At 70.6% G+C, this 26,561-nt stretch carries 22 protein-coding genes; 9 read left to right on the forward strand and 13 right to left on the reverse strand.

All coding sequences use genetic code 11. The annotated features are described in order from the left end of the window. Window positions 1-181: 181 nt before the first annotated feature. Window positions 182-829, reverse strand: a complete 648-nt coding sequence (locus DEI98_RS13015) for a TetR/AcrR family transcriptional regulator (RefSeq protein ID WP_071248156.1) — start codon at window positions 827-829, stop codon at window positions 182-184. 153 nt (window positions 830-982) lie between these two features. On the opposite strand from DEI98_RS13015, the gene DEI98_RS13020 reads away from it, so the two are divergent. Together DEI98_RS13020 and DEI98_RS13025 are read left to right on the forward strand one after the other, a co-directional pair. Continuing rightward, window positions 983-2,047, forward strand: coding sequence for an App1 family protein (locus DEI98_RS13020; RefSeq protein ID WP_110864632.1), 1,065 nt, complete (start codon window positions 983-985; stop codon window positions 2,045-2,047). Between the two features lie 78 nt (window positions 2,048-2,125). Next, on the forward strand, window positions 2,126-4,069 hold the full coding sequence (locus tag DEI98_RS13025) for a glycoside hydrolase family 15 protein (protein ID WP_258370858.1): 1,944 nt from the start codon (window positions 2,126-2,128) through the stop codon (window positions 4,067-4,069). A gap of 209 nt (window positions 4,070-4,278) precedes the next feature. Here the strand turns inward: DEI98_RS13025 and DEI98_RS13030 are convergent, their stop codons facing one another. From DEI98_RS13030 to DEI98_RS13055, 6 genes are all read right to left on the reverse strand, one after another. Then, window positions 4,279-5,652 (reverse strand): glucose-6-phosphate dehydrogenase, encoded by a 1,374-nt coding sequence (locus DEI98_RS13030; protein WP_071405720.1) that lies wholly within the window; start codon window positions 5,650-5,652, stop codon window positions 4,279-4,281. A 158-nt stretch (window positions 5,653-5,810) separates the two neighbouring features. After that, a complete protein-coding gene (locus DEI98_RS13035; protein WP_027465267.1) occupies window positions 5,811-6,227 on the reverse strand; it encodes a cytochrome c oxidase subunit 4 in 417 nt (138 codons plus the stop codon). Between the two features lie 4 nt (window positions 6,228-6,231). Then, window positions 6,232-7,968 (reverse strand): cytochrome c oxidase subunit I, encoded by a 1,737-nt coding sequence (gene ctaD / locus DEI98_RS13040; RefSeq protein ID WP_258370859.1) that lies wholly within the window; start codon window positions 7,966-7,968, stop codon window positions 6,232-6,234. A gap of 11 nt (window positions 7,969-7,979) precedes the next feature. Further along, entirely contained in the window at window positions 7,980-8,882 is a 903-nt protein-coding gene (coxB, locus tag DEI98_RS13045) for a cytochrome c oxidase subunit II (protein ID WP_111100968.1), read from the reverse strand. A 292-nt stretch (window positions 8,883-9,174) separates the two neighbouring features. Then, entirely contained in the window at window positions 9,175-9,543 is a 369-nt protein-coding gene (locus DEI98_RS13050; protein WP_035808216.1) for an iron-sulfur cluster assembly accessory protein, read from the reverse strand. Between the two features lie 58 nt (window positions 9,544-9,601). Next, window positions 9,602-11,053, reverse strand: coding sequence for a dipeptidase (locus DEI98_RS13055; protein ID WP_071405429.1), 1,452 nt, complete (start codon window positions 11,051-11,053; stop codon window positions 9,602-9,604). 52 nt (window positions 11,054-11,105) lie between these two features. On the opposite strand from DEI98_RS13055, the gene DEI98_RS13060 reads away from it, so the two are divergent. Further along, entirely contained in the window at window positions 11,106-11,681 is a 576-nt protein-coding gene (locus tag DEI98_RS13060; protein ID WP_110864629.1) for a DUF3043 domain-containing protein, read from the forward strand. Window positions 11,682-11,907: 226 nt separating this feature from the next. Here DEI98_RS13060 and DEI98_RS13065 read toward each other — a convergent pair whose 3' ends face one another. Genes DEI98_RS13065 through hisD form a run of 3 tightly spaced genes read right to left on the reverse strand, consistent with a single transcriptional unit; the run spans window position 11,908 to window position 14,802 of the window. Continuing rightward, entirely contained in the window at window positions 11,908-12,984 is a 1,077-nt protein-coding gene (locus tag DEI98_RS13065) for a quinone-dependent dihydroorotate dehydrogenase (RefSeq protein WP_111100969.1), read from the reverse strand. Continuing rightward, window positions 12,981-13,481, reverse strand: coding sequence for a transcriptional regulator NrdR (gene nrdR, locus DEI98_RS13070; RefSeq protein ID WP_111100970.1), 501 nt, complete (start codon window positions 13,479-13,481; stop codon window positions 12,981-12,983). Before nrdR ends, DEI98_RS13065 begins: the two co-directional genes overlap by 4 nt. A gap of 13 nt (window positions 13,482-13,494) precedes the next feature. Then, window positions 13,495-14,802 (reverse strand): histidinol dehydrogenase, encoded by a 1,308-nt coding sequence (gene hisD / locus DEI98_RS13075; protein ID WP_111100971.1) that lies wholly within the window; start codon window positions 14,800-14,802, stop codon window positions 13,495-13,497. A gap of 53 nt (window positions 14,803-14,855) precedes the next feature. Between hisD and DEI98_RS13080 the strand changes: the two genes are divergently transcribed. From DEI98_RS13080 to DEI98_RS18735, 4 genes are all read left to right on the forward strand, one after another. Beyond that, window positions 14,856-16,214 carry a hypothetical protein gene (locus tag DEI98_RS13080; protein WP_111100972.1) on the forward strand — a complete coding sequence of 453 codons (1,359 nt, stop codon included), beginning with the start codon at window positions 14,856-14,858 and terminating at the stop codon, window positions 16,212-16,214. Then, window positions 16,211-17,665, forward strand: a complete 1,455-nt coding sequence (locus DEI98_RS13085) for a glycosyltransferase family 2 protein (protein WP_111100973.1) — start codon at window positions 16,211-16,213, stop codon at window positions 17,663-17,665. Before DEI98_RS13080 ends, DEI98_RS13085 begins: the two co-directional genes overlap by 4 nt. Then, a complete protein-coding gene (locus DEI98_RS13090) occupies window positions 17,665-20,253 on the forward strand; it encodes a glycosyltransferase (protein WP_111100974.1) in 2,589 nt (862 codons plus the stop codon). Before DEI98_RS13085 ends, DEI98_RS13090 begins: the two co-directional genes overlap by 1 nt. 146 nt (window positions 20,254-20,399) lie before the next feature. Further along, the gene (locus DEI98_RS18735; RefSeq protein WP_175529707.1) at window positions 20,400-20,555 is read left to right on the forward strand and encodes a hypothetical protein; all 156 of its coding nucleotides are present in this window, start codon (window positions 20,400-20,402) and stop codon (window positions 20,553-20,555) included. Between the two features lie 17 nt (window positions 20,556-20,572). Here the strand turns inward: DEI98_RS18735 and DEI98_RS13095 are convergent, their stop codons facing one another. Then, window positions 20,573-21,151, reverse strand: coding sequence for an SGNH/GDSL hydrolase family protein (locus DEI98_RS13095; protein ID WP_111100975.1), 579 nt, complete (start codon window positions 21,149-21,151; stop codon window positions 20,573-20,575). Window positions 21,152-21,201: 50 nt separating this feature from the next. Between DEI98_RS13095 and DEI98_RS13100 the strand changes: the two genes are divergently transcribed. Next, the gene (locus DEI98_RS13100; protein ID WP_111100976.1) at window positions 21,202-22,317 is read left to right on the forward strand and encodes a glycosyltransferase; all 1,116 of its coding nucleotides are present in this window, start codon (window positions 21,202-21,204) and stop codon (window positions 22,315-22,317) included. A 20-nt stretch (window positions 22,318-22,337) separates the two neighbouring features. Continuing rightward, on the forward strand, window positions 22,338-23,210 hold the full coding sequence (locus DEI98_RS13105) for a DUF6270 domain-containing protein (protein WP_111100977.1): 873 nt from the start codon (window positions 22,338-22,340) through the stop codon (window positions 23,208-23,210). On the opposite strand, the gene DEI98_RS13110 is transcribed toward DEI98_RS13105, so the two are convergent. Both DEI98_RS13110 and DEI98_RS13115 read right to left on the reverse strand, forming a co-directional pair. Continuing rightward, a complete protein-coding gene (locus tag DEI98_RS13110) occupies window positions 23,200-24,939 on the reverse strand; it encodes a glycosyltransferase family 2 protein (RefSeq protein ID WP_111100978.1) in 1,740 nt (579 codons plus the stop codon). The two genes, DEI98_RS13105 and DEI98_RS13110, sit on opposite strands and share 11 nt — an antisense overlap. Next, window positions 24,936-26,498: a glycosyltransferase gene (locus tag DEI98_RS13115; protein ID WP_181438041.1), complete on the reverse strand. Its 1,563-nt coding sequence runs from the start codon at window positions 26,496-26,498 to the stop codon at window positions 24,936-24,938. The genes DEI98_RS13110 and DEI98_RS13115 overlap by 4 nt, the downstream gene beginning before the upstream one ends. Between the last annotated feature and the right edge of the window lie 63 nt (window positions 26,499-26,561).

The raw sequence follows: 26,561 nt of genomic DNA on the forward strand, positions 1-26,561 counted from the left end.
CGGGGGTGCCGACATCGGTTCGCTGTGACGATCCGTGACGGACCCGCGGCGGTGCACCGGTCGGTGGGGATGCCGACGGGCACGACGGGATCGGCGGGGACGACGCCGCCCGCGCCTCGGTGTTCGGAGGCGCGGGCGGATCGGATCGGTCACCGGCGTGTCGCGCCGGCTGAGTGGGTGATCAGGACGCGGCGATCACCGATTCGAGGTGCGCACGGTTCATCCGGCGGTACTCCTCGATCAGCTCCGTGTCGGGGTGCTCGCGGTCGCGGTGCGCCCGTGCCAGCACCGCGTGACCGGACTCGGCGAGGACGACCCACGCGCGGGTGATGTGCTCGTCGTCCGGCAACCCGAAGCGGTCGCGCATGATCTGGCCCACGGTCGCGCCGAGCGCGCCCATGCGGTCCTCGGCGTCGCCCGTGCCGGTGTCCGCCGGGTCGCCGAAGCGGATGGCCCGGAAACCGGGCTCGGTGCGGTACATCTCGGCGGTCATGTCGATGAGCGCGTCGTTGGCGTCCTGCCAGGTCTCGGCGCCACTGGCGTCGAGCGCCTCGACGAAGCGGGAGGCGAGCCGCTGGGTGCAGCGGATCGCGAGTGCCTCGACCACGGCGATGCGGTCCGGGAAGTACCGGTAGACGGTGCCGATCGACGCCCCCGCGCGCTCGGCGACCATGGCGGTCGTGAGCCGTTCGAACCCGATCTCGTCGATCACCGCGGCTGCGGCGTCGAGGAGGCCGGCGAGGCGCGCCGAACTGCGGGCTTGGACCGGCTCGTTCCTGAGCAGTGATGATCCCCCCGGCAGAGCGTTCGTTACCTCGGTGACGAGCACGTGTTCTCCTCTTGCGCTCCAGCGCGGTTGGTTGGTGTGACGGGGACAACTTTCGCAGAACGCACCTGGAACGTGGCTGCGACTCACCAGTTGCGACGCACCAGTTCTGTGCAGCGCGCGGGTTTCGTCAGCCGCCCGTGGGAGGATGACGCCATGCCCGACCCGACGCCCCACGAGCCGTCGTTGGCCGAGCCGCTCCTGCACCGTGCGGCCCGCATCGAGGACGCCGTCCAGGAGTTCCGCGAGCACCGTGCACGCCGTCGCGGACTCGTCCCGACGGTGGTCCCGTACACCGGCTACGGCGCGCCCGGTTGGGTGCGCATCCTCTGCCGTGTGCTCCTCACGCGCCGGGGTCTCGCCTCGGACGTCTCCTACGCCGGAGTCCGCGGCTGGAAGAGCTTCACGAGCGTGGCCGTCGACCACGCCGAGGTCACCGTCACCGCCGGCGGTGTCTCCCACGTGGTGCAGACCGACCGTGGCGGCGTCGTCGACACCATCGTCCCGATCGACCTCGAGCCCGGCTGGCGCACGGTGCGGCTGTCGGCAGGCGGCGGGCGCGACGTCGAGGCCGACGTGTTCGTCGTGCACCCGGACACCCGCTTCGGGCTGCTGTCCGACATCGACGACACCGTCATGGTGACCTCGCTCCCCCGCCCCATGCTCGCCGCCTGGAACTCGTTCGTGCTGACCGAGCACGCCCGCCGCCCGGTGCCGGGCATGTCCGTGCTGTACGAGCGGATCCTCGCGCAGCACCCCGGCTCCCCGACGGTCTACCTGTCGACCGGGGCGTGGAACGTGGCCCCGACGCTGCAGCGCTTCCTGTCCCGCAACATGTACCCGTCCGGCACGCTCCTGCTCACCGACTGGGGTCCCACCCACGACCGGTTCTTCCGCAGCGGCCAGCTGCACAAGCAGGAGAACCTGCGGCGGCTCGCCAAGGACTTCCCGGACATCCGCTGGCTCCTGGTCGGCGACGACGGACAGCACGACGAGAGCCTCTACGGCGACTTCTCGCGGGAGCACCCGGACAACGTCGCGGGCGTCGCCATCCGGCAGCTGTCCACGAGCGAAGCGGTCCTGGCCGGTGGGCGGTCGCGGGCGCAGGAGCGCTCCCGTGACTCGTCGGCGCCCTGGGTGTACGCACCGGACGGCGCCGGCCTGTGGAGCGAGCTCGCACGGGTCGGCATCATCGAGTCCGACGCCTCAGACCCGGCCTGAGCGACCCCTCATCACGATCTCGGCCCGGAGCCCCCGTCGCCGACCGCGGCGCTCGGGCATCGGGTGTTCGATCGGTCCATGAGCACCGAGCCGGCCGCACCGCCCGAAGCCGCACCACACCCAGCCGCACCACACCCAGCCGCGCCGAACACACCGCCGAACCGCATCGAGGACCACGCCCTGATCGGCGACACCGGCACCGCTGCCCTGGTCGGCCGCGACGGGACCATCGACTGGGCGTGCCTGCCGCGCTTCGACAGCTCGTCCACCTTCGCCTCGCTGCTCGGCACCGAGGACCACGGCCACTGGACCCTGCGACCCGTCGACGACGACGCCACCGCCGAGTGGCTATACCACGGCGACACCCTGGTGCTCTCGACCGTGTGGACCACCCGTGACGGCGTGGTCGAGGTCACCGAGTTCATGCCCGTCGGCGCGCACCGCCCCTCGATCGTCCGCCGGGTGCGTGGGCTCCGCGGCACCGTCGAGCTCCGGCAGACGCTCCGGATCCGCTTCGACTACTCGCGCGCCCTGCCCTGGATCCGGCAGATCGGGGACGACGAACCGGCGCTGCTCGCGACGGCGGGCCCGGGCTCGGTGATCGTCCGTGGGCCGCAGTTCCGCGCCGACGACCACCGGCACACCGCCGTCACGACGATCCACGACGGCGACGTGCTCGACACGGTGCTCACCTGGTACCCGTCGCACCGCGAGCCGCCGGAGCAGCTCGACGTCGACGCAGCCCTCGCCCACACCATCTCGTGGTGGACGGCGTGGACCGCCCCCGCGCAGACCACCGGTCGGTACGCCCACGCCGCACGACGGTCGCTGGTGTTCCTCCGCGCGATGACCCACGGCGAGACCGGCGGCGTCGTCGCCGCCGCGACCACGGGCCTGCCGGAGGACCCCGGCGGCGAACGCAACTGGGACTACCGATACGTGTGGCTTCGCGACGCCTCCCTCGCGCTCGCGTCGCTCATCGCCCACGGCTACCGCGACGAGGCCACGCACTGGCGCGGCTGGCTGCTGCGCGCGATCGCCGGCGACCCCGCCGACGTCCAGATCATGTACGGCATCGCCGGCGAACGCGAGCTGCCCGAACGGGAGCTGCCCGAGCTGCCCGGGTACCTCGGGTCGACGCCCGTGCGGGTCGGCAACGGAGCCTCGACGCAGTACCAGGGCGACGTCTTCGGCGAGGTGCTCGCGGCACTGCACGACGCCCGCGAGCTCGGGGTCGAGGAGAACGCCGACTCCTGGGCGCTGCAGCGGGCGCTGCTCGGGTACGTCGAGGAGCACTGGCAGGAGCCGGACAACGGCATCTGGGAGATGCGCGGCCCCCGGCGCAGCTTCACGCACTCGCGGGTGATGATCTGGGCCGCGTTCGACCGTGGTGTCGCCGCGGTCGAGGAGTTCGGCCTCGAGGGCCCCGTCGACCGCTGGCGTACCCTGCGCGACACCGTCCGCGCCGAGATCGAGGAGCACGGCTGGAACGCCGAGCGCGGTTCGTTCCGCCAGCACTACGACACCGACGAGGTCGACGCGAGCCTGCTCGTCCTGCCGCAGGTCGGGTTCTGCCGCGCCGACGACCCCCGGATGACGGGCACGGTGCGCGCCATCGAGGAGGACCTGCGGGTCGGGGACGACGGCCTCGTGCTCCGCTACCGCACGACGGCCGGCTTCGACGGACTGTCCGGCGCCGAGCACCCGTTCCTGGCGTGCTCGTTCTGGCTGGTGGAGCAGTACGCCGCCTCCGGCCGGGTCGAGGACGCGGAGCGCCTGATGGACGTGCTCGTCGGGTACGCCAACGACGTCGGCATGCTCTCCGAGGAGATCGACGTCGCCACCGGGCACCACATCGGCAACACCCCGCAGGTGCTGTCGCACCTGACGCTCGTGTCGGCAGCGGACGCCATCGAGCGCGCCCGTGGCGCGACCGTCGGGCACCGCACGCGGTTGCCCGTCCACGACGGCGGCACCCGGTCGTGGACGGGCGAGGGTGAGCGCGCCGGCTCCCCCGCCTGACGTCCCGCTCTGCCCCCTGAAGACGCCGTCGTCTTCGCGCGACGCCGCCAAGCCGTCGAGACGCCGCCGGATCTGGCGGCGTCTCGATGACACGACGGCGTCTTGCGATGCTCTGCACGCGACCCCACGACGGACGGGAGGCCCGGTGCCAGCTGGCACCGGGCCTCCGTCCGTCAGGGCGTCCGTTCAGGACGTCAGCAGCGCGTCCGTCAGGACGACGACTCCCAGTCCGCCGGGCCGCGCGAACCGGCGCGGTACTCCTCGAGCGGGACCTCGTCGGCCTTCCAGGCGGCAACGACCGGCTCCACGATCTCCCAGCAGCGCTCGGCCACGTCACCGCGGATGGAGAGCAGCGGGTCGTCGTGGAAGATGCCGTTCAGGACCTCGCCGTACGGGGTGAGCTCGCCGTCGCTGAACGACGATGACAGGGTGACCTGGCCCATCTCGAACGGGTTGCCACCGCCGTTGGCCGAAACGGTCAGCTCGATCTCGTCCGGGTTCAGGACGATGCGGAGCGTGTCCGCCTTCGGGCGACCGCTCAGGCCGGAGGGCAGGCGGGTGACCGGCTTGAAGGTGATCAGCACCTCTTTCCGGCTGTTGCCGAGTGCCTTGCCGGAGCGCAGCGTGAACGGAACGCCCTTCCAGCGGGCCGTGTCGACCTCGACCGAGATCTCGGCGAGCGTCTCGGTGCTCCGCGACTTGTCGACGCCGTCCTCGTCCTGGTACGACGGCAGCTCCTTGCCGTCGATCGTGCCGGCCGTGTAGACGGCGCGACGCGACGCGATCTTTGGGTCGCCGCCCTTGAGCTGGGTCGAACGGAGCACCCGGGCCAGGGACGAGCGGAACTCGACCGCGTCGATGTCCGCCGGGGCGTCCATCGTCACGATGCCGAGGATCTGCAGCAGGTGCGACTGGATCATGTCGACCATCGCGCCGGCCTCGTCGTAGTACTGGGCGCGGTTCTCGAGACCGAGGGTCTCGTCGTAGAAGACGTCGACCTTCTCGATGTTGTCGGCGTTCCAGATGGGCTCGAACAGGCGGTTCGCGAAGCGCAGACCGATGATGTTCAGGACCGTGGTGCGGCCGAGGAAGTGGTCGGTGCGGTGCACGCGCTCTTCCGGGACGAGCTTGAGCACCGTCTCGTTGAGGGCCTGGGCGCTGGCGACGTCGGTGCCGAAGGGCTTCTCGAAGGCCAGGGTCGTGCCCTCGGGGAGCTCGACGTGCTCGAGCGCCTCACAGATGTCGGAGGCGATCTGCGGCGGGAGGGCGAAGTAGAGGATCGGCTCGGAGTCGGCCGCGGCCAGGAGCGCCTCGAGGTGCTTCGGGTCGGTGGGGTCGCCCTGGATGAACTGCGTCGACTCGATGGTCGCGTCGACCTCCGGCCCCTTGACGTCCTGCGACGCGAAGGACTGCGTGACGATGTCCTTCCACTTCTCGGGGCTGCGCTCGCTGCGGCCCGTGCCGATCAGCTGCACGGGGACGGCACGGCCGCTCTGCAGGAACGTGCCGAGGCCCGGCAGGAGCAGGCGGGATGCGAGGTCGCCCGTCGCGCCGAAGATGATGAGGGTGCGCTTGTCGGTCACCTGAGGTGACTCCTTTCGCTGTGGTGGGAGGTCCGCTCCAGTCAAGTCGCGGGCGGGCCCGTTTGTTCCGGATCGGGACCGGAGTTCGTCTCCTGGACGCACTTCGGGCGGCACCGTACTGGTGCCGCCCGAAGTGTCAGGTGCGCTGCAGCGCCGGGTCAGTGCCCGAAGTTGCCGCGGTAGTACTCGTAGACCCAGCCGACCAGGGTGATCGCCACGAGGACGAGCCCGATCGGGACGATCCACAGGCCGGCGGCCACGCCGAGGAAGCACACGGCGACCGCCGCGGCCAGCAGGATGGGCCACCAGGACCACGGGCTGAAGTGCCCGAGCTCGGCGTCGCCGTCCTCGATGTTGGCGTCGGGACGGTCCTCGGGCAGGACCCCGCCCTGGGACGACATGACCTTGCCGAGGTAGAAGGCGATGAACGCCGACATCAGGCCGGTCAGGCCGATCGCGACGGTGCCCACCCACTCGGGCTCGCCGTAGTAGATCATCGCCCACGTGGTGTAGGCGGCGTCCGCCAGGATGAAGAACCCGAAGAGGATCCAGAACAGGTTGGTGTTCGCGCGCATGGCGTTACTTCACCTCGCCCTTCGCGGCGTCGTAGGTCGGGGCATCGGGGGCGTCCTTCGCGGGACCCACACCGATCGGCACACCGGCCTCGGGGTGGTTCAGGTCGAAGGCCGGGGACTCCGAACGGATACGCGGGATCGACGTGAAGTTGTGGCGCGGCGGCGGGCAGGAGGTCGCCCACTCGAGCGAGCGGCCGTAGCCCCACGGGTCGTTCACGGCGACCTTCGGTGCGTTCCGGGCGGTCACGTAGACGTTGAAGATGAACGGCAGGAACGAGATCCCGAGGATCATCGAGCCGATCGTCGACAGCTGGTTCATCCAGGTGAAGCCGTCGTTCGGCAGGTAGGTCGCGTAGCGACGCGGCATGCCGATGACGCCCAGCCAGTGCTGGATGAGGAACGTGGTGTGGAACCCGATGAACAGGAGCCAGAAGTGGATCTTGCCGAGACGCTCGTTGAGCATCTTGCCGGTCCACTTCGGCCACCAGAAGTAGAAGCCGGAGAACATCGCGAAGACGACGGTTCCGAAGACCACGTAGTGGAAGTGCGCGACGACGAAGTACGAGTCGGACACGTGGAAGTCGAGCGGCGGCGACGCCAGGATGACACCGGTCAGACCACCGAAGGTGAAGGTGATCAGGAAGCCGAGGGCCCAGAGCAGCGGCGTCTCGAACGTGACCGAACCGCGCCACATCGTGCCGACCCAGTTGAAGATCTTCACGCCGGTCGGTACCGCGATGAGCATCGTCATGAGCGAGAACCACGGGAGCAGGACTCCGCCGGTGACGTACATGTGGTGCGCCCACACCGTGACCGAGAGGGCCGCGATGGAGATGGTCGCGTAGACCAGGGTCTTGTACCCGAAGATCGGCTTGCGGCTGAACACCGGGAAGACCTCGGAGACGATGCCGAAGAACGGCAGCGCGATGATGTAGACCTCGGGGTGCCCGAAGAACCAGAACAGGTGCTGCCAGAGCAGGGCCCCGCCGTTGGCCGGGTTGAAGATCTGTGCGTCGAACACGCGGTCGAGCCCGAGGCCGAAGAGCGCCGTCGCGAGGACCGGGAAGGCCATCAGGACGAGGAGCGCCGTCACGAGGGTGTTCCACGTGAAGATCGACATGCGGAACATGGTCAGACCTGGGGCACGCATCGTGATGATCGTCGTGATGAAGTTCACCGCGCCGAGGATCGTCGAGAAGCCGGTCATGCCGAGCCCGAAGACCCAGAGTGTGCCGCCGAGCCCTGGTGTGAACGTCGTGTCACTCAGTGGCGCATAGGCGAACCACCCGAACGAGGCAGCGCCCTGCGGGGTGAGGAAGCCGCCGACCGCGATGAGCGAGCCGAACAGGTAGAGCCAGAAGGCGAAGCCGTTCAGTCGCGGGAAGGCGACGTCCGGCGCACCGATCTGGAGCGGCATGATCGCGTTCGCGAAGCCCGAGAACAGCGGCGTCGCGAACATCAGCAGCATGATCGTGCCGTGCATCGTGAACAGCTGGTTGTACTGCTCCTTCGTCGCGACCACGTGCAGGCCGGGTTCGAAGAGCTGGGCACGGATCACGAGGGCCATCACACCTGCGAGCAGGAAGAAGATGAACGACGCGATCAGGTACATGTACCCGATGGTCTTGTGGTCGGTGGAGGTGATCCACCGGACGACGATGTTGCCCTTCCGACCCACCTTCGACGCCTGGAAGTCCGGCGACGAGGTCTGGGTCGGTTGGCCGACGAGTGACGTTGTCATCTGACGAGCCCCTACTTGTTCTCGCTGGACGCCTCGACCGGCGCCTTGTTGTTCGGTTCGTTGGAGTTGGTGTTGTACTCGTCACCGAGCAGGCCGACCTTGCCCTGGTCCTTCAGGGTGTCGAGGTAGTCCTGGTACTGCGCCGGCGTGACGACCTTCACCTGGAAGAGCATCAGCGAGTGGTACTCACCGCAGAGCTCCGCACACTTGCCCTGGTACGTGCCGAGCTTCTCCGGGATGAAGTACTCCCAGTTGGTCTTGCCCGGGAGCATGTCCTTCTTGTAGAGGAAGTCGATGACCCAGAAGGAGTGGTCGACGTCGCGCGAGGAGAGCTCGATCGCGACCTTCTTGCCCTTCGGCAGGTAGAGGGTCGGCAGCTGCGACTCGTCGATCGCCCCGTTGGCGTTCTCTTCTTCCTGGGCCTGGATGCCCTGGTAGTAGACGCTCTCTTCGGGGTTGTCCTTGTTGATGTAGTTGAAGTCCCACGCCCAGCGCTTGCCGTACACGTGCACGGTGGCGTCGGGGTCGGCGAAGGGCTTCTCGATCGCGGCCTGGTCCTTCGCGGTGAAGGCGAAGAAGCCCAGCACCAGGATCAGCGGCACGATCGTGTAGAAGATCTCGAGCGGCATGTTGTACCGCATCTGCACGGGCAGGCCGGTCTGGCCCTTCCGGCGGCGGTAGACGATCGCTGCCCAGATGACGAGGCCCCACACGATGAGACCGACGGCGAGGAGAACGACCCAGCTGGTGGTCCACAGGCCGACGATGCGGCTCGTGTGGTTGGTGACGTCCTTCGTCTCCTCCGTGCCGGGGAGCCATCCGTTCATCTGCTGCTGCGTGCAGCCAGCCAGTGCGATGACCAGACCGACGGCCACCGGGACGGCCGCCCAACGTATACGGCGATTCGAACGCACTGTTACCTCTCGCAAAAGACGTGAGCTTCGGAGGTCAGCCCGTCGAGTCCGACGGCGAGCCGCACGAAGGCGGCGCATGGCTGGCTCCCAGCTTGATTGGAACACTCCTAGCTTACTCGCAGCTCGGTACCGCTCGCGCACACACGACACGGTTCTGGCCTCGATCCGCACGTCTGCGGGCACGATTTCGCCCGGTCGCACCGCGCCCCGGCGCGCCACGTCCGGTCACACGAACGCCAGCGGGGAGCGACCCTTCCGGTCGCTCCCCGCTCGCGTGTCGGATCGCTGGCGATCAGTGGAAGCTGTCACCACAGGCGCAGCTGCCCTGCGCGTTCGGGTTGTCGATCGTGAAGCCCTGCTTCTGGATCGTGTCCTCGAAGTCGATCGTCGCGCCGTCGAGGTACGGGACGCTCATCTTGTCGACGACGACCTCGACCCCGTCGAACTCGGCGGTGACGTCACCGTCGAGCAGGCGCTCGTCGAAGTAGAGCTGGTAGATCAGGCCCGAGCAGCCACCGGGCTGGACGGCGAGGCGCAGGCGCAGGTCGTCGCGGCCCTCCTGCTCGAGCAGGCTCGCCACCTTGCCGGCAGCGGCGTCGCTCAGGAGGACGCCGTGCGACTGCGTTTCGGTCGCCGGTGCTTCGGTGATGGTGTCGCTCATCGCGCGTCTCCCTCCGGGCGGTGCTGGTCACCGCGCCTGGCGTCGATTGTAAGCACCCTCAGCTGCGCGTCGCGAGCCTGGCGAGCAGGATCGTCTCCGACGCGATGGCACGGTGCAGGACGCCGAGGTGCTGCGACTCGTTCGGGCTGTGGGCGCGGGTGTCCGGGTCCTCGACGCCGGTGACCAGGATCTGCGCGTCCGGGAACTCCGCGGCGAGGTCGGACACGAACGGGATCGACCCACCGATGCCCTGCTCGACCGCCTCGGCGCCCCACCCCTCGCGCATGGCCGTGCGGGCCTCCTGGACGGCCCAGCCGGCGGTGTCGACGAGGAACCCGTCGCCGCTGTCCGGCTCGGTGATCTCCATCCGTGCGCCGAACGGGACGTGCTCGCGCAGGTGCCGCTCGACGGCAGCGGACGCCTGCCGGGCGTCCTGACCGGGGGCGACGCGGACCGATACCCGTGCCGAGACCGTGGGCAGGAGGGTGTTCGAGGCGTTCGCGACGCTCGGCACGTCCATGCCGGTCACCGTGATCGACGGCTGGAACCACATGCGGGACAGCACGGCGCCGGTGCCGATCGGGCGGACACCGGGCACGAGCGCGGCGTCGACGGCGAGTTCGTCCTCGGTGCGCTCCGGCACGTCGGCCTCGTACGAGGACAGCCCCTCGACGGCGACCGAGCCGTCGGCGTCGTGCAGCGAGGCGAGCAGCCGCACCATGGGGATCATCGCGTCCGGGGCTGCTCCCCCGAACATCCCGCTGTGGCTGGCGTGCTCGAGCGTGGTCAGGGTGAGCTTGAAGGTGACGTTGCCGCGCAGGGAGACCGTGATCGACGGGACCTCGGTGGACCAGTTGTCGCTGTCCGCCACGACGATGACGTCGGCGGCGAGGTGCTCCTTCTGCTCGCGCAGGAACGTGCGGAACGAGCGGGAGCCGAACTCCTCCTCACCCTCGACGAAGAGCACGATCCCGAGGTCGAGGTCGTCACCGAACTGGGCGTGCACCGCGCGGAGCGACGCGATGTGCGTCATCACACCGGCCTTGTCGTCCGAGGCGCCGCGGCCGTACAGGCGATCGCCGCGGAGGGTCGGCTCGAACGGCGGCGTCTCCCACAGGGCCTCGTCGCCCTGCGGCTGCACGTCGTGGTGGGCGTAGAGCATCACCGTCGGCTTGCCGTTCCGCGCCGGGCGCACCGCGAGCACCGCGGGCTGGCCGAGCTCGGTCTCCGCGTCGGCCTCCGCGACGTCGGCCGTCGACCCGGACACCGCGGACCGCACGATCCGGACGTCGTCCGCGCCGAACACCCCGGTCGACCGGGCGAGGTCCGCGACGGCCTCGGCACTCGCGCGCACGTTCGCCGGGTCGAAGGCTGACCAGGACACCGACGGCAGGCGCACCAGCGCGGACAGGTCGGCGATCGTCGTGGGCAGTGCACCCTGCACGTGTTCGCGCAGGGCGTCGAGGAGCGCGGGGTCGGTCGCGGGGCTGTGCTGTTCGCTGTCGGTCATGCCCGGTAATCTAGAGGAGATCCCGCACGCACACCGCCGTTAGGAACGCACCGTGGCGAAGGCAGCCCCCAAGACCAACACGACCGTCAACCCGACCGAGGCCGAGCTCCTCGAGCAGGGCAAGGGCCGCCCCACGCCGTCCCGCCGCGAGCGAGAGGCAGCGAACCGCCGCCCCCTCGTCGGCAACACGCCGGTCGACAAGAAGGCCGCCCGCGCCCGCCTCAACTCGGAGCGCGAGCGTGCCCGGGTCGGCATGGCCAACGGCGAGGAGCGCTACCTGCCGGCGAAGGACCGCGGTGAGCAGCGACGCTTCGTCCGCGACTGGATCGACGCCCGCTGGAACGTCGGCGAGGTCATGATGCCCGTGCTCGTGCTGTTCCTCATCGTCGGGTTCGCGGCCGCGCAGACGGTCATCGCCTCCTACTCGCTCCTGCTCGTGTGGGCGTTCGTGGCGCTGTTCATCATCGACTGCGTGGTGCTGTGGCTGTCGCTCCGCCGCAAGCTCACCAACAAGTTCGGCGAGCTCCAGCGCGGCACGTTCCTCTACATCCTCACGCGGGCGTGGCAGCTGCGCTTCCTGCGGCTGCCGAAGCCCCAGGTCCGGCGTGGGCAGTACCCCACGCTCTAGCCACACGCACACGACGAAGCGCCGCCCGGCCTGCCGGGCGGCGCTTCGTCGTTCCCGCTCCCCCACTCCCCACTCCCCCGCTCGTGCTTCGTGAGCAGGAATGGTCGGGTGGGCGCGGCGCACCCGACCATTGCTGCTCACGAAGCGGCCGTGGGCGCGCCCACAGGACGGACTGGAGGCCCGTGGCGGTGTCGCCACGGGCCTCCAGTCCGTCAAGTGGTCGCGTCTACCGCGCGGCGCGACGCAGCCGCCGACGGCGCAGCCGGTTGATGCGCGCGGCCCAGGTCGGTCCCTCGTAGAGGAACGCTGTGTAGCCCTGCACGAGCGTCGCGCCGGCGTCGATGCGGTCCTGCACGTCCTGCTCGGTGGTCACACCACCGACGGCGATGACGCAGAAGTCGGCGGGCACCGCGGCGCGGACGCGACGCAGGACCTCGAGCGAGCGAGCGGCGATCGGCGCACCGGAGAGGCCCCCGGCACCCATCGCCTCGACGTCGGACGGATCGGCGGTCAGCCCGTCGCGGGAGATCGTCGTGTTGTTCGCGATCACCCCGGACAGCCCGAGCTCGACCGCGAGGCCCGCGATCGCGTCGATCTGCTCGTCGGTCAGGTCCGGTGCGATCTTGACGAGCACGGGCGTCCGGCCGGCGGCGTCGCGCACCGCGGACAGCAGCGGTCGGAGCTGGTCGAGTTCCTGCAGTCCGCGCAGACCGGGCGTGTTCGGCGAGCTGACGTTGACCGCCAGGTAGTCCGCGAACGTCGCGAGCCGACGGGTGGACTCGAGGTAGTCGTCGATGGCGTCCTCGACGGAGACCACCCGGCTCTTGCCGATGTTCACGCCGATGACGGGGCGACCGGGGTTGCGGCGGGCGCGCTCGAGGCGCCGGGCGGCCGCTGCGGCGCCGTGGTTGTTGAAGCCCATGCGGTTGATCAGGGCGCGGTCGCCGATCAGCCGGAACAGGCGCGGGCGCTCGTTGCCGGGCTGCGGCTTGGCGGTGATGGTGCCGACCTCGACGTGGCCGAATCCGAGCAGGCCGAGACCGGCGATGCCGCGGGCGTCCTTGTCGAACCCGGCCGCGAGACCGAAGCGCGACGGGAAGTGGATGCCCATCGTGGTGATGCCGTCGGCCGCCGCGGGACGGCAGTACCGCTCGACGACGCCGCTCAGGAACGGCACGCGGGGCAGCCCCGCGATGACGGCGAACGCCAGGTGGTGGGCACGTTCCGGGTCCATGTTCGCGAACACGGAGCGGAACACGACGCGGTAGCCACCGCGCACGATCCGTTCGGCGATGCCGCTCACGCGCGCGTGCCGGACGATGTGGACGACCCGGCGGCCGTGTCGGATGCCCCGTGGTGGTCGCGGCGGAGCTGACCGATGGCGTCCTCGAAGTCCTCGAGCGAGTCGAACGCCTGGTAGACGCTCGCGAACCGCAGGTAGGCGACCTCGTCGAGCTCCCGCAGGGGTGCGAGGATCGCGAGGCCGATGTCGTTCGCGTCGATCTGGCTGGATCCGGAGGACCGCACGGTCTCCTCGACGCGCTGCGCGAGCACGGCCAGGTCACCGTCGGTGACCGGGCGCCCCTGGCACGCCTTGCGGACGCCGGAGACGATCTTGTCGCGGCTGAACGGCTCGGTGACACCGTTGCGCTTCACGACGTTGAGCGATGCGGTCTCGGTGGTCGAGAACCGTCGACCGCAGTTGGGGCACTGACGACGGCGGCGGATGGAGGTTCCGTCGTCGCTCGTCCGTGAGTCGACGACGCGGGAGTCCGGGTGGCGGCAGAAGGGGCAGAACATGTCGTTCCCCAGGCTATCGGTTCGTGCGCTCCGTCACGGCGGCCCCGTGCGCGGGGAGCTGCTCCTCGGTGGACAGGGCGACGATGTGCGGCGCGACCTCGGCCAGGGCCTGGGGCGTGTACCGGACGATCTGCTGGGGTCGCAGGAACGTCGACGCGGACAGCCCGGACCCGAACCGGGCCTGGCCGCCGGTCGGCAGCACGTGGTTGGACCCGGCCAGGTAGTCCCCCAGGCTCACCGGCGTGCTCGGACCGACGAACACCGCACCGGCCGCGTCGATGTCGGCCAGCACGGCGTCGTCGTCGACCGTCTGGATCTCGAGGTGCTCCGGCCCGTAGGCGTTGCTCACGGTCGCGGCGTCGGTCAGCGAGTCCACCAGGACGATCGCGGACTGCGGTCCGTCCAAGGCGGTCTGGAGGCGCGCAGCCGTCCCGAGCACCGCCGTGCGTTCCGGGATGGCGGCTTCCACCGCGTCGGCGAACGCCGCGGACGTCGTCACCAGCACGCTGCCGGCCTGCTCGTCGTGCTCGGCCTGGCTGATGAGGTCGGCGGCCACGAAGCCGGCGTCGGCGGTGTCGTCCGCGATCACGAGGATCTCGGTCGCCCCGGCCTCGGAGTCGATGCCCACCACCCCGCGCACCAGGCGCTTGGCGGCGGCGACGTAGTTGTTGCCCGGACCGGTGACCAGGTCGACCGGCTCGAGGTCGATCTCGGCGACGCCGTACGCCAGCGCTCCGACGGCTCCGGCGCCGCCCATGGCGTAGACCTCGTCGATGCCGAGCAGCCCCGCCGCGGCGAGGATCGTCGGGTGCACCGCGCCGCCGTGGTCGCGCTGCGGCGGCGACACGAGGGCGATCGAGGGCACGCCCGCGACCTGGGCCGCGACGACGTTCATCACGACGCTGGACGGGTAGACAGCCTTGCCACCGGGCACGTAGAGCCCCACCCGGCGCATCGGCTGCCAGCGCTGGTGGACCTCGGCGCCGTCGGCCAGGGTCGTCACGGACGGGGCGGGGATCTGCGCGGCACTCGCGGCCCGGACGCGGCGGATGGCCTCGTCGAGTGCCGCTCGAACCTCGGGGGTGAGCCCGGCCACGGCGGCGGTGATCTCGGCAGCGGGCACCCGGACGTTCGCGGGAGCCCCGCCGTCGAAGCGCTCGGCCTGGTCGTGCAGGGCCGCGGCCCCGCGGTGTCGGACGTCCTCGATCAACTCGCGCGCGGCGTCGACCGCGTGGGTCACGTCACCGGCGGCGCGGGGCATGAGTCGGAGGAGTTCGGCACGGGCGGGGAGGCCGCCGCGGAGGTCGATTCGCTGCATCATGAGGGGTCCGATCCTACCGAGCCGAACGCCGACGCCCAGTAACGTGAGGGCTGATGAACTTCGAGAAGGCACGGCGCCTCGTGAGCGACCTCGTCCGGGTGAACGAGCGGTACGCACGCGACGGCCACTACCGCAACGACGTCCGTGAGCGACTCGGCCGGACGGTGTCCCGGGTCGACGTCGGTGTGGCTCGGCGGGAACGCGATCGTGCGCCGCTGGCCGCGCGCCCGTTCGACGGCCTGGTGGAGACGAGCCTGTCGCTCGCCGGCATCCGCACCGTGGACCGCGATCCCGAGGTGGTGCTCGTGGTCGACGAACTCCGCGAGGGTGCCGCCTTCGCCGGGGTGCAGACCGCCCTGGCCGTCGCACTCGCGCTCGGCGACCGGCTCGGCCGGCGGGTCCGGGTCGTCATGGTCCGGTGGACGACACCCGGCAACAGTGCCGCTGCAGCCGAGGCGCTCGTCGCCGACCGGTTCCCGGAGTCGCGGGTCGACGGACGTCCCGGCGTCCGCGTGGTCCGGCGCGAGGACGTCCTGGACACCGAGTTCGGCCGCGACGACGTCTGGGTCGCCACGCACTGGAAGACCGCGCACCCGATCGACGTCGCCGTCACCGCCGGTGTCGTCCCCCGACACCGCGTCGTGTACTTGGTGCAGGACTACGAACCCGGCTTCAGCCCGTGGTCGACCGAGTACGCGGTCGCCGCCTCGACCTACCGCGCCGGCTTCCGGATGCTCGTGAACTCCGAGCCGCTGCGCCGGTACCTGGCCGACGTCGAGGGCCTCGACGTCCCCTCCGAGCACACCTTCGCACCGCACCTCGACCTCGAGCTGCTCGAACGCGTGGCCGCTGCCCGCAAGCACGAGGACGTGGTCCGGGTCCTCTTCTACGGCCGTCCGAGCAAGCACCGGAACCTGTTCCGCCTCGGCGTCGCCGCGCTGCGGGTCGCGGTGCAGGAGCTGGCCGACGACGGCATCCGGGTCGAGTTCCACTCGGCCGGTGAACAGCACGGCGACGTCGAGCTCGACGGGGGCCGGGGCGACGTGAAGCTCGTCTCGCACGGCACCATGCCCTGGGACGACTACTTCCGGTTCATCGCATCGACGAACGTGGTGCTGTCGCTCCAGCACAGCCCGCACCCGAGCCACCCGCCGTTCGACGGCGCGGTGTCCGGCGCACGCGTCGTGACGAACGAGTTCCGGGGCACCCGGGCGCACCTGCACCCGAACCTCGAGGCGGTCCCCGCCGACGCCCGTTCCCTCGGCCTGGCCGTCGCCGACGCCGTCCGGCAGGCAGCTGCGGACGGCCCGACCGGGCACGTGCCCCTGGCCGCGGGGGTGCTCGGTGGCCCGCTGGGGACCGCCGTCGACGCCCTCGCACGTGCACTCGAAGCAGAGGAGTCCACCCGATGACCCGCTCCACCCTCGTCGTCGTGCCCGTGTACGGCGACCTCGACTCCCTGCTGCGGTGCGTCGACGGGCTCCTCGAGCACCTCGACACCGAGCGGCACCGCGCGCTGTTCGTCAACGATTGCGGGCCCGAGGCGGACACCATCGAGCGGGCGCTGCTCGACCGGATCGGCGACCGCCCCGGGTTCCGGTACGAGCGGAACGACCACAACCTCGGGTTCGTCGGCACGTGCAACCGTGCCGTGGACGAACTCGACCGCGGCGCCGACGACGCCGGCACCGAGGCCGTCCTGCTCCTCAACAGCGACGCCGTGCCGACGGCGGGGTTCCTCGACGCGATGCTCGCGGTCCTCGACGAGGACCGCACCGGTGTCGTGACCGCGCGCAGTGACAACGCGACGATCGCGAGCATCCCCTACCGCCTGACCAACCGGGGAGCCGCCCGCACCGAGGACCGCACGCGACGGGTCTGGGGCCAGCTCGCACCACTCCTCCCGGTGTCCCAGGTCCTGCCCGTCGCGATGGGCTTCTGCTTCCTCACCCGCCGGGAGCTGATCGCCGAGCACGGTCTGTTCGACGAGGCCTTCGCGCCCGGATACGGCGAGGAGAACGACTACTGCCTCCGGATCGCCGCCCACGGCTGGCTCGCCAAGATCGCCAACCGCGCGCTGGTCCTGCACGCCGGCGGCAAGAGCTTCTCCGGCAACCGCAGCGCCCTGCGCGCCGCGCACCAGCGCGTGCTCGAGGGTCGCTACCCGTTCCTGCCGGACGCAGTGGCCGCGTACCAGCGGCACGGCATGACGGCGACCGAGCGGTTCGCCGACGTCCTCGTCCCCGCGGGGCAGCGCCCGCGGCTCGCCGTGGACCTGCGGCACGTCGAGGACGCCGACACGCTCGTCCGCCAGGTCGACGCGGCCTTCGGGGACGGCTTCGACCTGGAGGCCCGGCTCCCCGCCGGTACGTCGGCACCGGCCGCGTGGACCGTCACCACCGGAGACCCCAGCCCGGACGACCTCGTCACGGTCGCCGTGCTCGTGGACCCGGCGCCCGCGGACGTCGTCGCGGCCAACCGGCGGGCGCTCCACCTGGTGGTCGTGCGGGCCGCGCAGAACGCGGTGCCGTGGTCGTCGCGAGCGCACCGGACGGGCGCCGACACCCTCGCGGCCGTCGTGGACCACTTCGCCGTGGTCGTCGCACCGGGCGCGGTCACCGACGCCCGTGCACGCATCGAGGATGCGCTGACGGCCCCGCTCGCGGGCACGGCCGACGCGCTCGAACGTCGGTGGGCGGCGCTGCTCCCCCTCGACCTCACGGCCGCCGACGTCGCCGCGGCCAGCGCAGCGGACGAGGTCGTGCGCCTGCGCCGGGAGCTCACCGACCTGCGCGCGAGCAGGTCCTTCCGCACCGGCCAGGCGATCGCGAAGGTCGCCGCACGACTGCCGGGGCGCCGCTGATGGCCGAGGCGAAGGGCATCGGCCGCGTCGCACGGCGCCTCGCACGACCCTTCCGCGGCCCGGATCGACCACTGACCGTGACCGACCGGCTCGACCGCTGGGCCCGGCGGATCGCCGAGTTCGAGGTACTGGACCGCGCGTACTTCGAGGCACAGACCGGACGGACGTTCGACACCGACGCCGACGCCGTCGCGTTCTACGTGCACAACGACGGGCAGCGTGGGCTCTCGCTGCACCCGCTCATCGAGCACGAGTGGATGCGCGAGCACCAGCCCGTCCCCGCGATGTCCTGGTACGACGCCCTGCACCAGGAGGGCCCCGAGCTCTTCCAGACCGGGCCGCTCTTCGACGCAGGCGTGTACGCCGCCTCGGTGCCGGGAGCCGACCGCCCGGCGACCACGCTCGATGCGCTCCGGCACTTCCTGCGGAACGCGACCGACGCGACCACGCTCCCCGTGCCTCCAGGCCGCCGTGGCGACGCTCCCACCTGGGCCGCCGCACGCGACGCAGCCGTCGCCGCTGCGCGCGCGTTCGCCGGTGCGCAGCACCGCACCCGGCGGCGCTACCGGTCCACGTGGGACGGGCCCGAGGTCGCCGAGGCCCTCGGCCGGTACCCGCGCGGTGTCGCGCGGCGCGACGCGGAGCAACCGCTCGTGTCGATCGTGATGCCGGTGTACCGGCGCGCCGACGTGGTCGGTGCGGCGATCGCTTCGGTGCGAGCGCAGCAGCACACGAACTGGGAACTCCTCGTGGTCGACGACGGGTCCGGCGACAACACCGTCGACGTCGTGCGCGGGCTCGCTGCCGAAGACGGGCGCATCCGGCTCCTCGAGCGGGAGAACGGCGGTGCCGGCGCCGCACGGAACACCGGACTCGCGGCCGTGCGTGGCGACTTCGTCGCGTTCCTCGACGCCGACAACACCTGGCGTCCGGAACACCTGACCGCGGCCCTCGCGGCTCTGCTCGAGACCGACGGGCCCGCCGTGCACACGGGTCTGCGGATGGTCGGCGCGAACAACGCGGACGACCGGACCGCGCCCGTCGAGACGTACCGCGGCGAGGACGGCACGCTCGACGACCTGCTCGCGGGCAACTTCATCGACCTCAACGCGCTCGTGGTCCGCCGTGACGTCGCCGCAGGGGTCGGCCCGTTCGACGAGACGCTCCGACGCTGGATCGACTGGGAGTGGCTGCTCCGCATCGGGCAGCGGTTCGGGGTGCCTGCGTACGTGCCCGTCATCGGCGTCGACTACGACAACGTGCGGGACCAGCGACGGGTCTCCTCCGCCCAGCCCGCGTCGTGGCAGGAGGTCGCGCTCGCCCGCCACCGCATCGACTGGGACGCCCTGGCGTCCGCAGCACCGACACGGGACACCGGACTCGTCTCGGTCGTCGTGCCGGTGTTCCGCGACTGGACGATGACCCGGCGCGCCGTCGATGCCGTCCTCGGCGCGGCCGACCACGACGGCGACCGCGTCGAGGTCGTCCTGGTCGACAACGGCTCTCCGCGATCGGTCTCCGCGATCCTCGGTGCCTGGTTCCGTGACGAACCCCGGGTGGTCCTGCAGCGCGAGGACCGGAACCGGAACTTCGCCCTGGGCAGCGACCTCGGACTCGCCCGGTCCTCGGGCGGCACCGTCGTCATGCTCAACAACGACACCGAGGTCACCACCGGCTGGCTGCGGCCGCTGGTCGGCGCGTTGGACGACCCGTCGGTCCTCGGCGCGCAGCCCCTGCTCGTGTACCCGGACGGCGTCGTGCAGGCCGCCGGCACGGTCTTCGGCGGGGACAAGGTGCTCCCCTGGCACTTCCTCGGCGACCACCCGCGACACGACGCCGACCGCGTGTTCGGGTCGGGCTCCGCCGGCGCAGTGCGGTTCTCGGCGATCACCGCAGCCGCCGCGGCGTTCCGTGCCGCCGACCTGATCCGCTGGCACGGGTTCGACCCCGTGTACGCCAACGGGCTGGAGGACGTGGACCTGTGCCTCCGCGCGCTGTCGACGTCACCGGCGGGCTGCGCCTTCGTCGTCGTCCCGTCGTCGGTCGTCGTCCACCACGAGAGCCGCACCCCGGGCCGGGACGACGCCCGCGTCGACAACCGCCGCATCTTCGACGAGCGGTGGCGCGGGCGGTACCCCGACGCCGACGCCGACGCCCGGTACGACGCAGCCGGACTGCGCTACCTCGGAGTGGACCCCGGGCTCCCCAAGGGCCACGGCGTGATGGTGCGGTCCTCGCGACCGGTCGTCGTCCGGGAGGAGGGGGCTGCAGGCTTCCGTGTCGCCGTCAAGCACGACGGCACGCGCGTCGCGGACGTGTCCGCACTGGCCACCGCACTCGAGGCCGCGGGACACGTGGTGCAGGTCGACATGCCGACGTCCTGGTACCGGGGATCCAGCGGATTGGACGAGGTGACCGTGCTGGTCGTGGGGGCACCGTCTTCGGGGCCGGGTGGTTCGTCGTTCGTGCCGCAGCCGGGGGCGCGGAACGTCGTGTGGCTGGCTGAGGGGCAGTCCGTCGCGGACGGGGACTTCGCCGTCGTGGTCGGGGCTGCGGCGGAGGCGGGGCAGGTCGTCCGGTCGCTGTGAGCGCTTCCCGACGCGCGTGGCGAGCGGACACCACGAGCCCGCGGAGCTGAGCGCGTTTCGACTCTGAGGCGGATTCTTCGGGCACGTTCACCAGGTTCCGAGACAAACGAGGCCTGCTGTTCACCTTGCCGGAGCAGGCTGCTCGCATGTCGCTCCTCTCGGATGCAATGCGGTCGACCTTCACGACCAAGTGCGCTGTGTGCGGCGCGGTCATCCGGAAGCGCGATGCGCTCGACCACGAGGGGCTGGCGTTCTGCTCGGTCCTGCACGAGGCCGAGTACATCGTCGCGACGCTGGACTGAGCGCCCCCGACCTCATCTCACTGGTTGAGACCCATCGTCGCCGCTGCCTGCCGGATGAACAGGCGCATGCGGACCGCCGCCTCTGCGGAGACGTGCGGGAGGGGGTGTTCGCCGTCCTCGGACATGCCGCCACCCCACGAGTTGTTGGAGGCTCGGGCGAAGGCGAACGGATCCGCGACCACCCACCCTCGTCGCGATCCGAGGTCGAACAGGTGCCGGTTCGCCACGACCCCGTTCGCGCGCTGGTTCACCGTGCCGTTGGTGCGGTTGTTCGGCGGGACCAAGCAGATCAGGGGTGTCTGACACTCCGCGAACCGCACGATCTTCTCGATGTTCGAGGTCATCTCCTCGAAGGGCACGCCCTCCCGGACGTCGTTCATGCCGATCATGACCACGAGCACGTCGGCCAGCGAACGACGGACCTGACCGAACGCACGCTCGGACGTCGCACCCTCCTCGGCGAAGCCACCGACCAGCCGCAGACGGCGATCGCCGAGCTGGTCACGCCAAGACTCGGGGCGGGCCGTGACCGAGTCACCCGACACGGCGAAGGTCAGCGATGTATCGGTGGTGATCTTGGATCGAGCTCTGAACATCCCTCGATGCTATCGACCGGAGCACCGGCGACCCCTCCTAGGATCGCCATGTGGCTCCAACAGCGCACTCGCGTCCTCGCGACGGCCGTCCACCGCGGCTCGCGGTCTTCCCCGTCTACCGCGACAACCCCTACCTGAACCTCATGCTCCTGGCTCCACGAGCCTCGGGGTGGGACGTCCTCGAGTCCGCGAGGCTCGAGCGTTTCGAGCACGACCTGAGCTCCCTCGGCACCGGAGACGTCGTGCACGTGCACTGGACAGCTCCGATCGTGCAGCGTGCGGACGACGCCGCCGAGGCCGTTGCCCGACTCGCTCGGTTCCGGGCCGCGGTCGACGGAGCGCGGGCACACGGTGCCCGAGTCGTCTGGACGATCCACAACGCGCTCGCACACGACGTCCGGCACGAGGAGCACGAGATCGCGCTGAACCGCTACTTGGCCGCGACCGCGGACACGGTGCACGTCATGAACTCCCGCACGAGCGACGTGGTGGCACCGTTCTACGACCTCTCCGGGCGAACGGTCGAACACCTCCCCCACCCGAGCTACCGCGGTATCTACGACGGCAACGGGTCCCGGACGGAGGCACGAGCACGTTTCGGACTCGATGACGACGACGTCGCCGTGCTCTTCTTCGGACAGATCCGTCCGTACAAGGGAGTCGACGTCCTGATCGAGGCTCTGCAGCAGGCGTCCGCCACCGGCCGGTTCGTCCTCCTGCTCGCCGGGAGGACGTCGGCCGAGGACGAAGCGACCATCGATCGGCTCCTGCCCGAAGGGCTCCGCACCGTCCGTCACCACGACTACGTGGCCGACGCCGAGGTCAAGCGCTGGTTCGACGCCGCGGACATCGCGGTGCTGCCGTACCGGCGCGTCCTGAACTCCGGCAGCCTCCACCTCGCCGCGACCTTCGGCGTGCCGGTCGTGCTGCCCGACGAAGCGCACCTCCGGAGCGACTTCGGCGGTGAAGCCTGGGTCCGGTGGTTCGAACCCGGTGATGCCGGCGCGCTCGCCCGGGTGCTGTCGGAGCCGTTGCCGGAACGCGGTGCCGCACTCGGGTTCACGGCCCGGCTCGCGCCGTTCGCGGTCTCCCGCCGGTACGAGGCGCTCCTGCGGCACACGACGGCCGGCCTGCCGACGCGGACCGCCACGCGCCCTGAGGCATAATCAACCCTTGTTGCTGGCTCATGCTCGATCGAACGGAGAACTCGGTGTCACGGATCAAGGTGGCCATCATCGGCTCGTGCGTCACGCGAGAAGCGTTCATCACACGGAACAACCCGCACTACAAGGACGTCTACGACCTCGGTCCGCTCGCGTGGCAGACCGGTCTCGTGAGCTTCCTGTCGGCACCCGTCGCTCCGGAGATCGCGCAACAGATCCAGCCGGGTGACAAGGTCAACGAGCACGGGGCGCGCACGATGGCGCGCGACATCGCCAAGTCGGACCGCGCAGAACTCGAGTCGTTCGCGCCCGACTACCTGCTGTTCGACCTCTACTCCGACGTCCGGTACGGGCTCGCGCGGATCGGCGACGCGACCATCACGAACAACCCGAACAGCTTCCGGAAGACGGACTTCTTCGCTGCGGGTGAGAGCTTCACGACCCTGCACATGGCGAACGCGAGCGCCGAGTACGTGCCGCTCCTCGAGCAGGCCGTCGACGAGCTCGTGGCATGGCAGCGACAGGCGCTCCCGGAGACGACTCTGGTGTTGAACTGCTTCCGGTACAGCTCGTACTACCGGACGAGCACCGGCGACCTGGAGTTCGTGAAGTACCGCGGAGACCAGAAACGGGATGACCTGTACAAGCGGCTGCTGCGGGAGAACGACCGGTACGACTCGCTCTACCGTTCGATCGCTGCCCGCCACGACCTCCGCACCATCGACAACCGCGACCGTTCGTACCACTCCGACGGCGCGCACCCCTACGGCATCTCGCCCTGGCACTTCGGACGACCGTTCTTCCAGGACTTCATGGCCGACCTCGACCGCATGGTCATCGGCGATGCCCTGACCGCCGGGCACCCGGCCGACGAACTCGCCGGCCTCAGTTCCTGAGCACGGCGCGCGTTGCGCGCAGGAGCCGTCGGGCGAAGTGCCCGCTCGGCACCCGACGGTCGACGAGGAACCGCCAGCCGTCCGCACGGTCGGCCAGGGGCTGCAGTTGCACGCCGCTCGGAACGGGCGGGATCGGCATCCTCGCGGTCACGACCGGGAAGTCGAGCCGGAGACCACGGAACGAGATCCGGACCACGGCACGGTGTCTGCCGGTGACTACGTCGCCGTTCTCCAGGCGCAGCGACCAGCGGGACGAGCGGTGATCGACCCGGAGGACGGCCTGGGTACCCGCTGCCCCGGCTCCGGTCACAGTGGCGTTTTCGGTCGGGGTTGCGGTCAGGACCATGTCGAGGGACACACCGTCAGGCACCGGCCCGGCCACTGATCCGCTCAGGGTCAGGCCGCCTGCGTCCGGGTGCGCCTCGTCGACGACGAGCGGTGCGAGGTGCCGCACCGTCGAGACCAGCTGCACTGCGAGCGGGTCCTGCCCGTGGACGGCGCCCGCCATCGCACGCAGGAGTTCGGAGCTCCCTTGGACCCCTGCCGTCAGCGGGCCCAGGTCCGTGACGGCGGATCCGAGCACCGACACGTCGGTGTGCTCCGCGCGGTTCGCCAGCAGGACCAACGGCCCGTCGTTGACGAGGGATCCGCGATCGAGTGCGAAGACGGCTGCCCCTCCGAGCACACCGACCGAGTTGATCACGTCCACCCAGGCGCGGAGCAGCACCGGCGGCACGTCGCGGTCGTCGCGCGCGTCGTGCAGCGCAGACGCGAGGCGCACGGCGATCTCCCCCGCTCCGTTGGCCACCGCGAACCAGAGCGCTCGTCGCTCGGCACGGAGCGCCTGACGATCTTCGGTCGGCACGACCGCGAGCAGATCATGCACCGCCCTGATGACCCGGTGCAGGTCGTGCGCATCCGGCTGGCCGCGGAGGAACCGTTCGAGGTGGACGTACCCGTCGGCGTCGAGGACGACCTCGGCGTGCGCGCGGCGGACCTCCGGTGCGGCATCGGCGAGGAGTGATGCCACCTCGATCTCCTGATCGAAGTAGCTCAGCACGCCGTCGATGCCCGACGCCCTCGCGGTCATGGACGAGGCTCCCGGACGCTCGCGGTACAGGTAGACGACCTCCGGCACCACCGCGACACGGTCCGTAGCGAGGAACGCGCGGACCATCGGCACGATGTCGTTGGAGCGCGGGGCGTTCGGGAACCGGACGCCCGACGCGCGCAGGAAGTCGGTGCGGAAGACCCGGTTCCAGCATGCGCGGTTCGCCAAGAGCCTCGGCATGGCCTGGAGGTTCGTCACCGACTCGGTCAGGACGTCGTACCAACTCGACATGGGCTCCCAGGTCGACCCGGAGCTGAACTTGAGGTGCCGTCCGAGCGCGATCACGGCGTCGCTGCGCTCGGCTGCGTCGATGAGCGCCCGGTACGCCCCGTCAGGTACCAGGTCATCACCGTCGGCGAACACCACGTACTCGCCCTGCGCGAGGTCTATCCCCTGGTTGCGGGCGGCGCCTCCCCCCGCTGCTCGGGATCGGTACAGTCGCACACGGGGGTCGCGGGACGCGATCCGCTCCACGATCGCGACCGTCTCGTCGTTGGACCGGTCGTCGATGACGATCACCTCGAGGTCGACGTCCTGCCGCAGGACACAGTCGAGCTGCTCCTCGATCCACGGCGCGACGTCGTGCACCGGCATGACGACGGAGAGCTGTGCACTCAAGGCCGACTCCTCGTCCTGAGCACGGCGGCGACGCGGCGCAGTGCCGACTGTGCGACGGCCACCTCGACACGGTGGATCCGCCTGTCGCGCAGCGTGAACTCGACGCTCCACCGGTCACCGGGCCGAGGCCTCGCCGACGAGACGACCGTGTCCGATGACAGCACGCCCCGGTGCACTGCCGTCCGGGTTCCGTCGCGCTCGAGCACGATGGTCCCCGGTGCCGGGTGCTCGAGACCCGTCATGCTGATCCGGAGACCACCACGGTGTCGGTCGGCGGTCGCACGGACGCGACGGTTGCGTCGGAGGAACACGACATCGTCCACTGCTCCGTCCCGCAACGCGGACAGCACGACCTGTTCGTGCTCGTCCAGCCCACGGCCGACGAACTCGTCCCAGAACGCCGCGACGAGCTCTGGACGGACAGGGAGCGGATCGCCGCGCTGTGCGGCATCGACGACCGGCCGGAACAGGCGTTCGCGCCACAGGTCTGCGCCGCGCTCCGTGTCGGGACCGAGCGCCCGCTCGCACACGGCGGCGAGGCCGCGCCACCGCATGACGACGTCCTCTGCCGGGCGGTCGAACGTCTCGACGAGCTCGGCCGCGAGTCCCGGCTCCTTCGCCCGGAGCAGGGCGTAGGCGGTGCCGGGGTACGCGCTGAGGTCGTCGAACTCCGTCTCGTCGACCCAGGTGTCGATCCACCGCACGAAGTCGGCGAGCAGGCGGGCGCCGACCGGGTCGAGCACGCCGATCCCGCGGACCCGCGTCCACGCCTCTCGGCGGATCAGCCGCCGTCCGAAAGCCTCCGTCGCCCCGTCCGCCCCGTGTGCCGCGTACGTCTCGACTGCTGCACGGGTCTGTTCGAGCCAGTCGTCCAGGTCGTCGCCCCGGCCGATGCCCGACGTCACCGACCCGTCGTGTCGACGGTGGCGGTACACCACCTCGGGCAGCACGTCGACCCTCGCTCCCACCGCGAGCCGCGCCCACCAGGAAACGTCCTCGCAGGTGGTGCCGGTCGGGAACTCGACGCCGGTCTCGAGCAACCACGTGCGGTTGAAGACCTTGTTCCAGGGTGTGTGGTCGAAGGCCAGCTGCGGCGTGTCCGAGAGTCGGAGGCCGGTCCCCCCGGTCGTCCAGAGTGCGTCGTCCGTCGTCCAGTAGGTCGACTCGCGCCCGTCCCCGGTGAACTGCTCAGCCCTCCCGCTGACGATCTCCGGACCGGACTCGGTGAACACGGCGAGGAGCCGTTCGTAGGCAGCGGGCGGCACGAGGTCGTCGGCGTCCGCGAACGCGACGAAGTCGCCGGTCGCGACGCCCAGCCCGGTGTTCCTGGCGTTGCCGGCTCCGCCACGTTCCCCGATTTCGAGCACGACGATGCGCGGGTCTTCGGTGGCGAGCGACCGGACGGACTCCGTCACCCCGGAGCTGAGCCCGTCGAGCACGAGGATGATCTCGAGCCGACGGTGGGTCTGCGACCGGAGCGCCTCCAGCGCGACGTCGAACCACGGGCCGACGCTGCCGACCGGCACGACGACCGACAGCAGAGGAAGGGGTCCGCCCACAGCACTTCTCCTGGAGTTCATCACGTTCGGGTTGCGCAGTGCGCGACGAGCCAACCTCGACTT

The organism is Curtobacterium sp. MCLR17_034 (assembly GCF_003234485.1).
GTDB classification, from domain to species: Bacteria; Actinomycetota; Actinomycetes; order Actinomycetales; family Microbacteriaceae; genus Curtobacterium; species Curtobacterium flaccumfaciens.

Bases quoted from the DNA above. Each gene is read 5' to 3' on its own strand.
- DEI98_RS13055 (WP_071405429.1), bottom strand. From the start codon at position 11,053: ATGACCGACAGCGAACAGCACAGCCCCGCGACCGACCCCGCGCTCCTC.
- DEI98_RS13020 (WP_110864632.1), top strand. From the start codon at position 983: ATGCCCGACCCGACGCCCCACGAGCCGTCGTTGGCCGAGCCGCTCCTG.
- DEI98_RS13095 (WP_111100975.1), bottom strand. From the start codon at position 21,151: ATGTTCAGAGCTCGATCCAAGATCACCACCGATACATCGCTGACCTTC.
- DEI98_RS13085 (WP_111100973.1), top strand. From the start codon at position 16,211: ATGACCCGCTCCACCCTCGTCGTCGTGCCCGTGTACGGCGACCTCGAC.
- DEI98_RS13025 (WP_258370858.1), top strand. From the start codon at position 2,126: ATGAGCACCGAGCCGGCCGCACCGCCCGAAGCCGCACCACACCCAGCC.
- DEI98_RS13080 (WP_111100972.1), top strand. From the start codon at position 14,856: ATGAACTTCGAGAAGGCACGGCGCCTCGTGAGCGACCTCGTCCGGGTG.
- DEI98_RS13035 (WP_027465267.1), bottom strand. From the start codon at position 6,227: ATGCGCGCGAACACCAACCTGTTCTGGATCCTCTTCGGGTTCTTCATC.
- DEI98_RS13050 (WP_035808216.1), bottom strand. From the start codon at position 9,543: ATGAGCGACACCATCACCGAAGCACCGGCGACCGAAACGCAGTCGCAC.
- DEI98_RS13105 (WP_111100977.1), top strand. From the start codon at position 22,338: ATGCTCGATCGAACGGAGAACTCGGTGTCACGGATCAAGGTGGCCATC.
- DEI98_RS13090 (WP_111100974.1), top strand. From the start codon at position 17,665: ATGGCCGAGGCGAAGGGCATCGGCCGCGTCGCACGGCGCCTCGCACGA.
- ctaD (WP_258370859.1), bottom strand. From the start codon at position 7,968: ATGACAACGTCACTCGTCGGCCAACCGACCCAGACCTCGTCGCCGGAC.
- DEI98_RS18735 (WP_175529707.1), top strand. From the start codon at position 20,400: ATGTCGCTCCTCTCGGATGCAATGCGGTCGACCTTCACGACCAAGTGC.
- nrdR (WP_111100970.1), bottom strand. From the start codon at position 13,481: ATGTTCTGCCCCTTCTGCCGCCACCCGGACTCCCGCGTCGTCGACTCA.
- hisD (WP_111100971.1), bottom strand. From the start codon at position 14,802: ATGATGCAGCGAATCGACCTCCGCGGCGGCCTCCCCGCCCGTGCCGAA.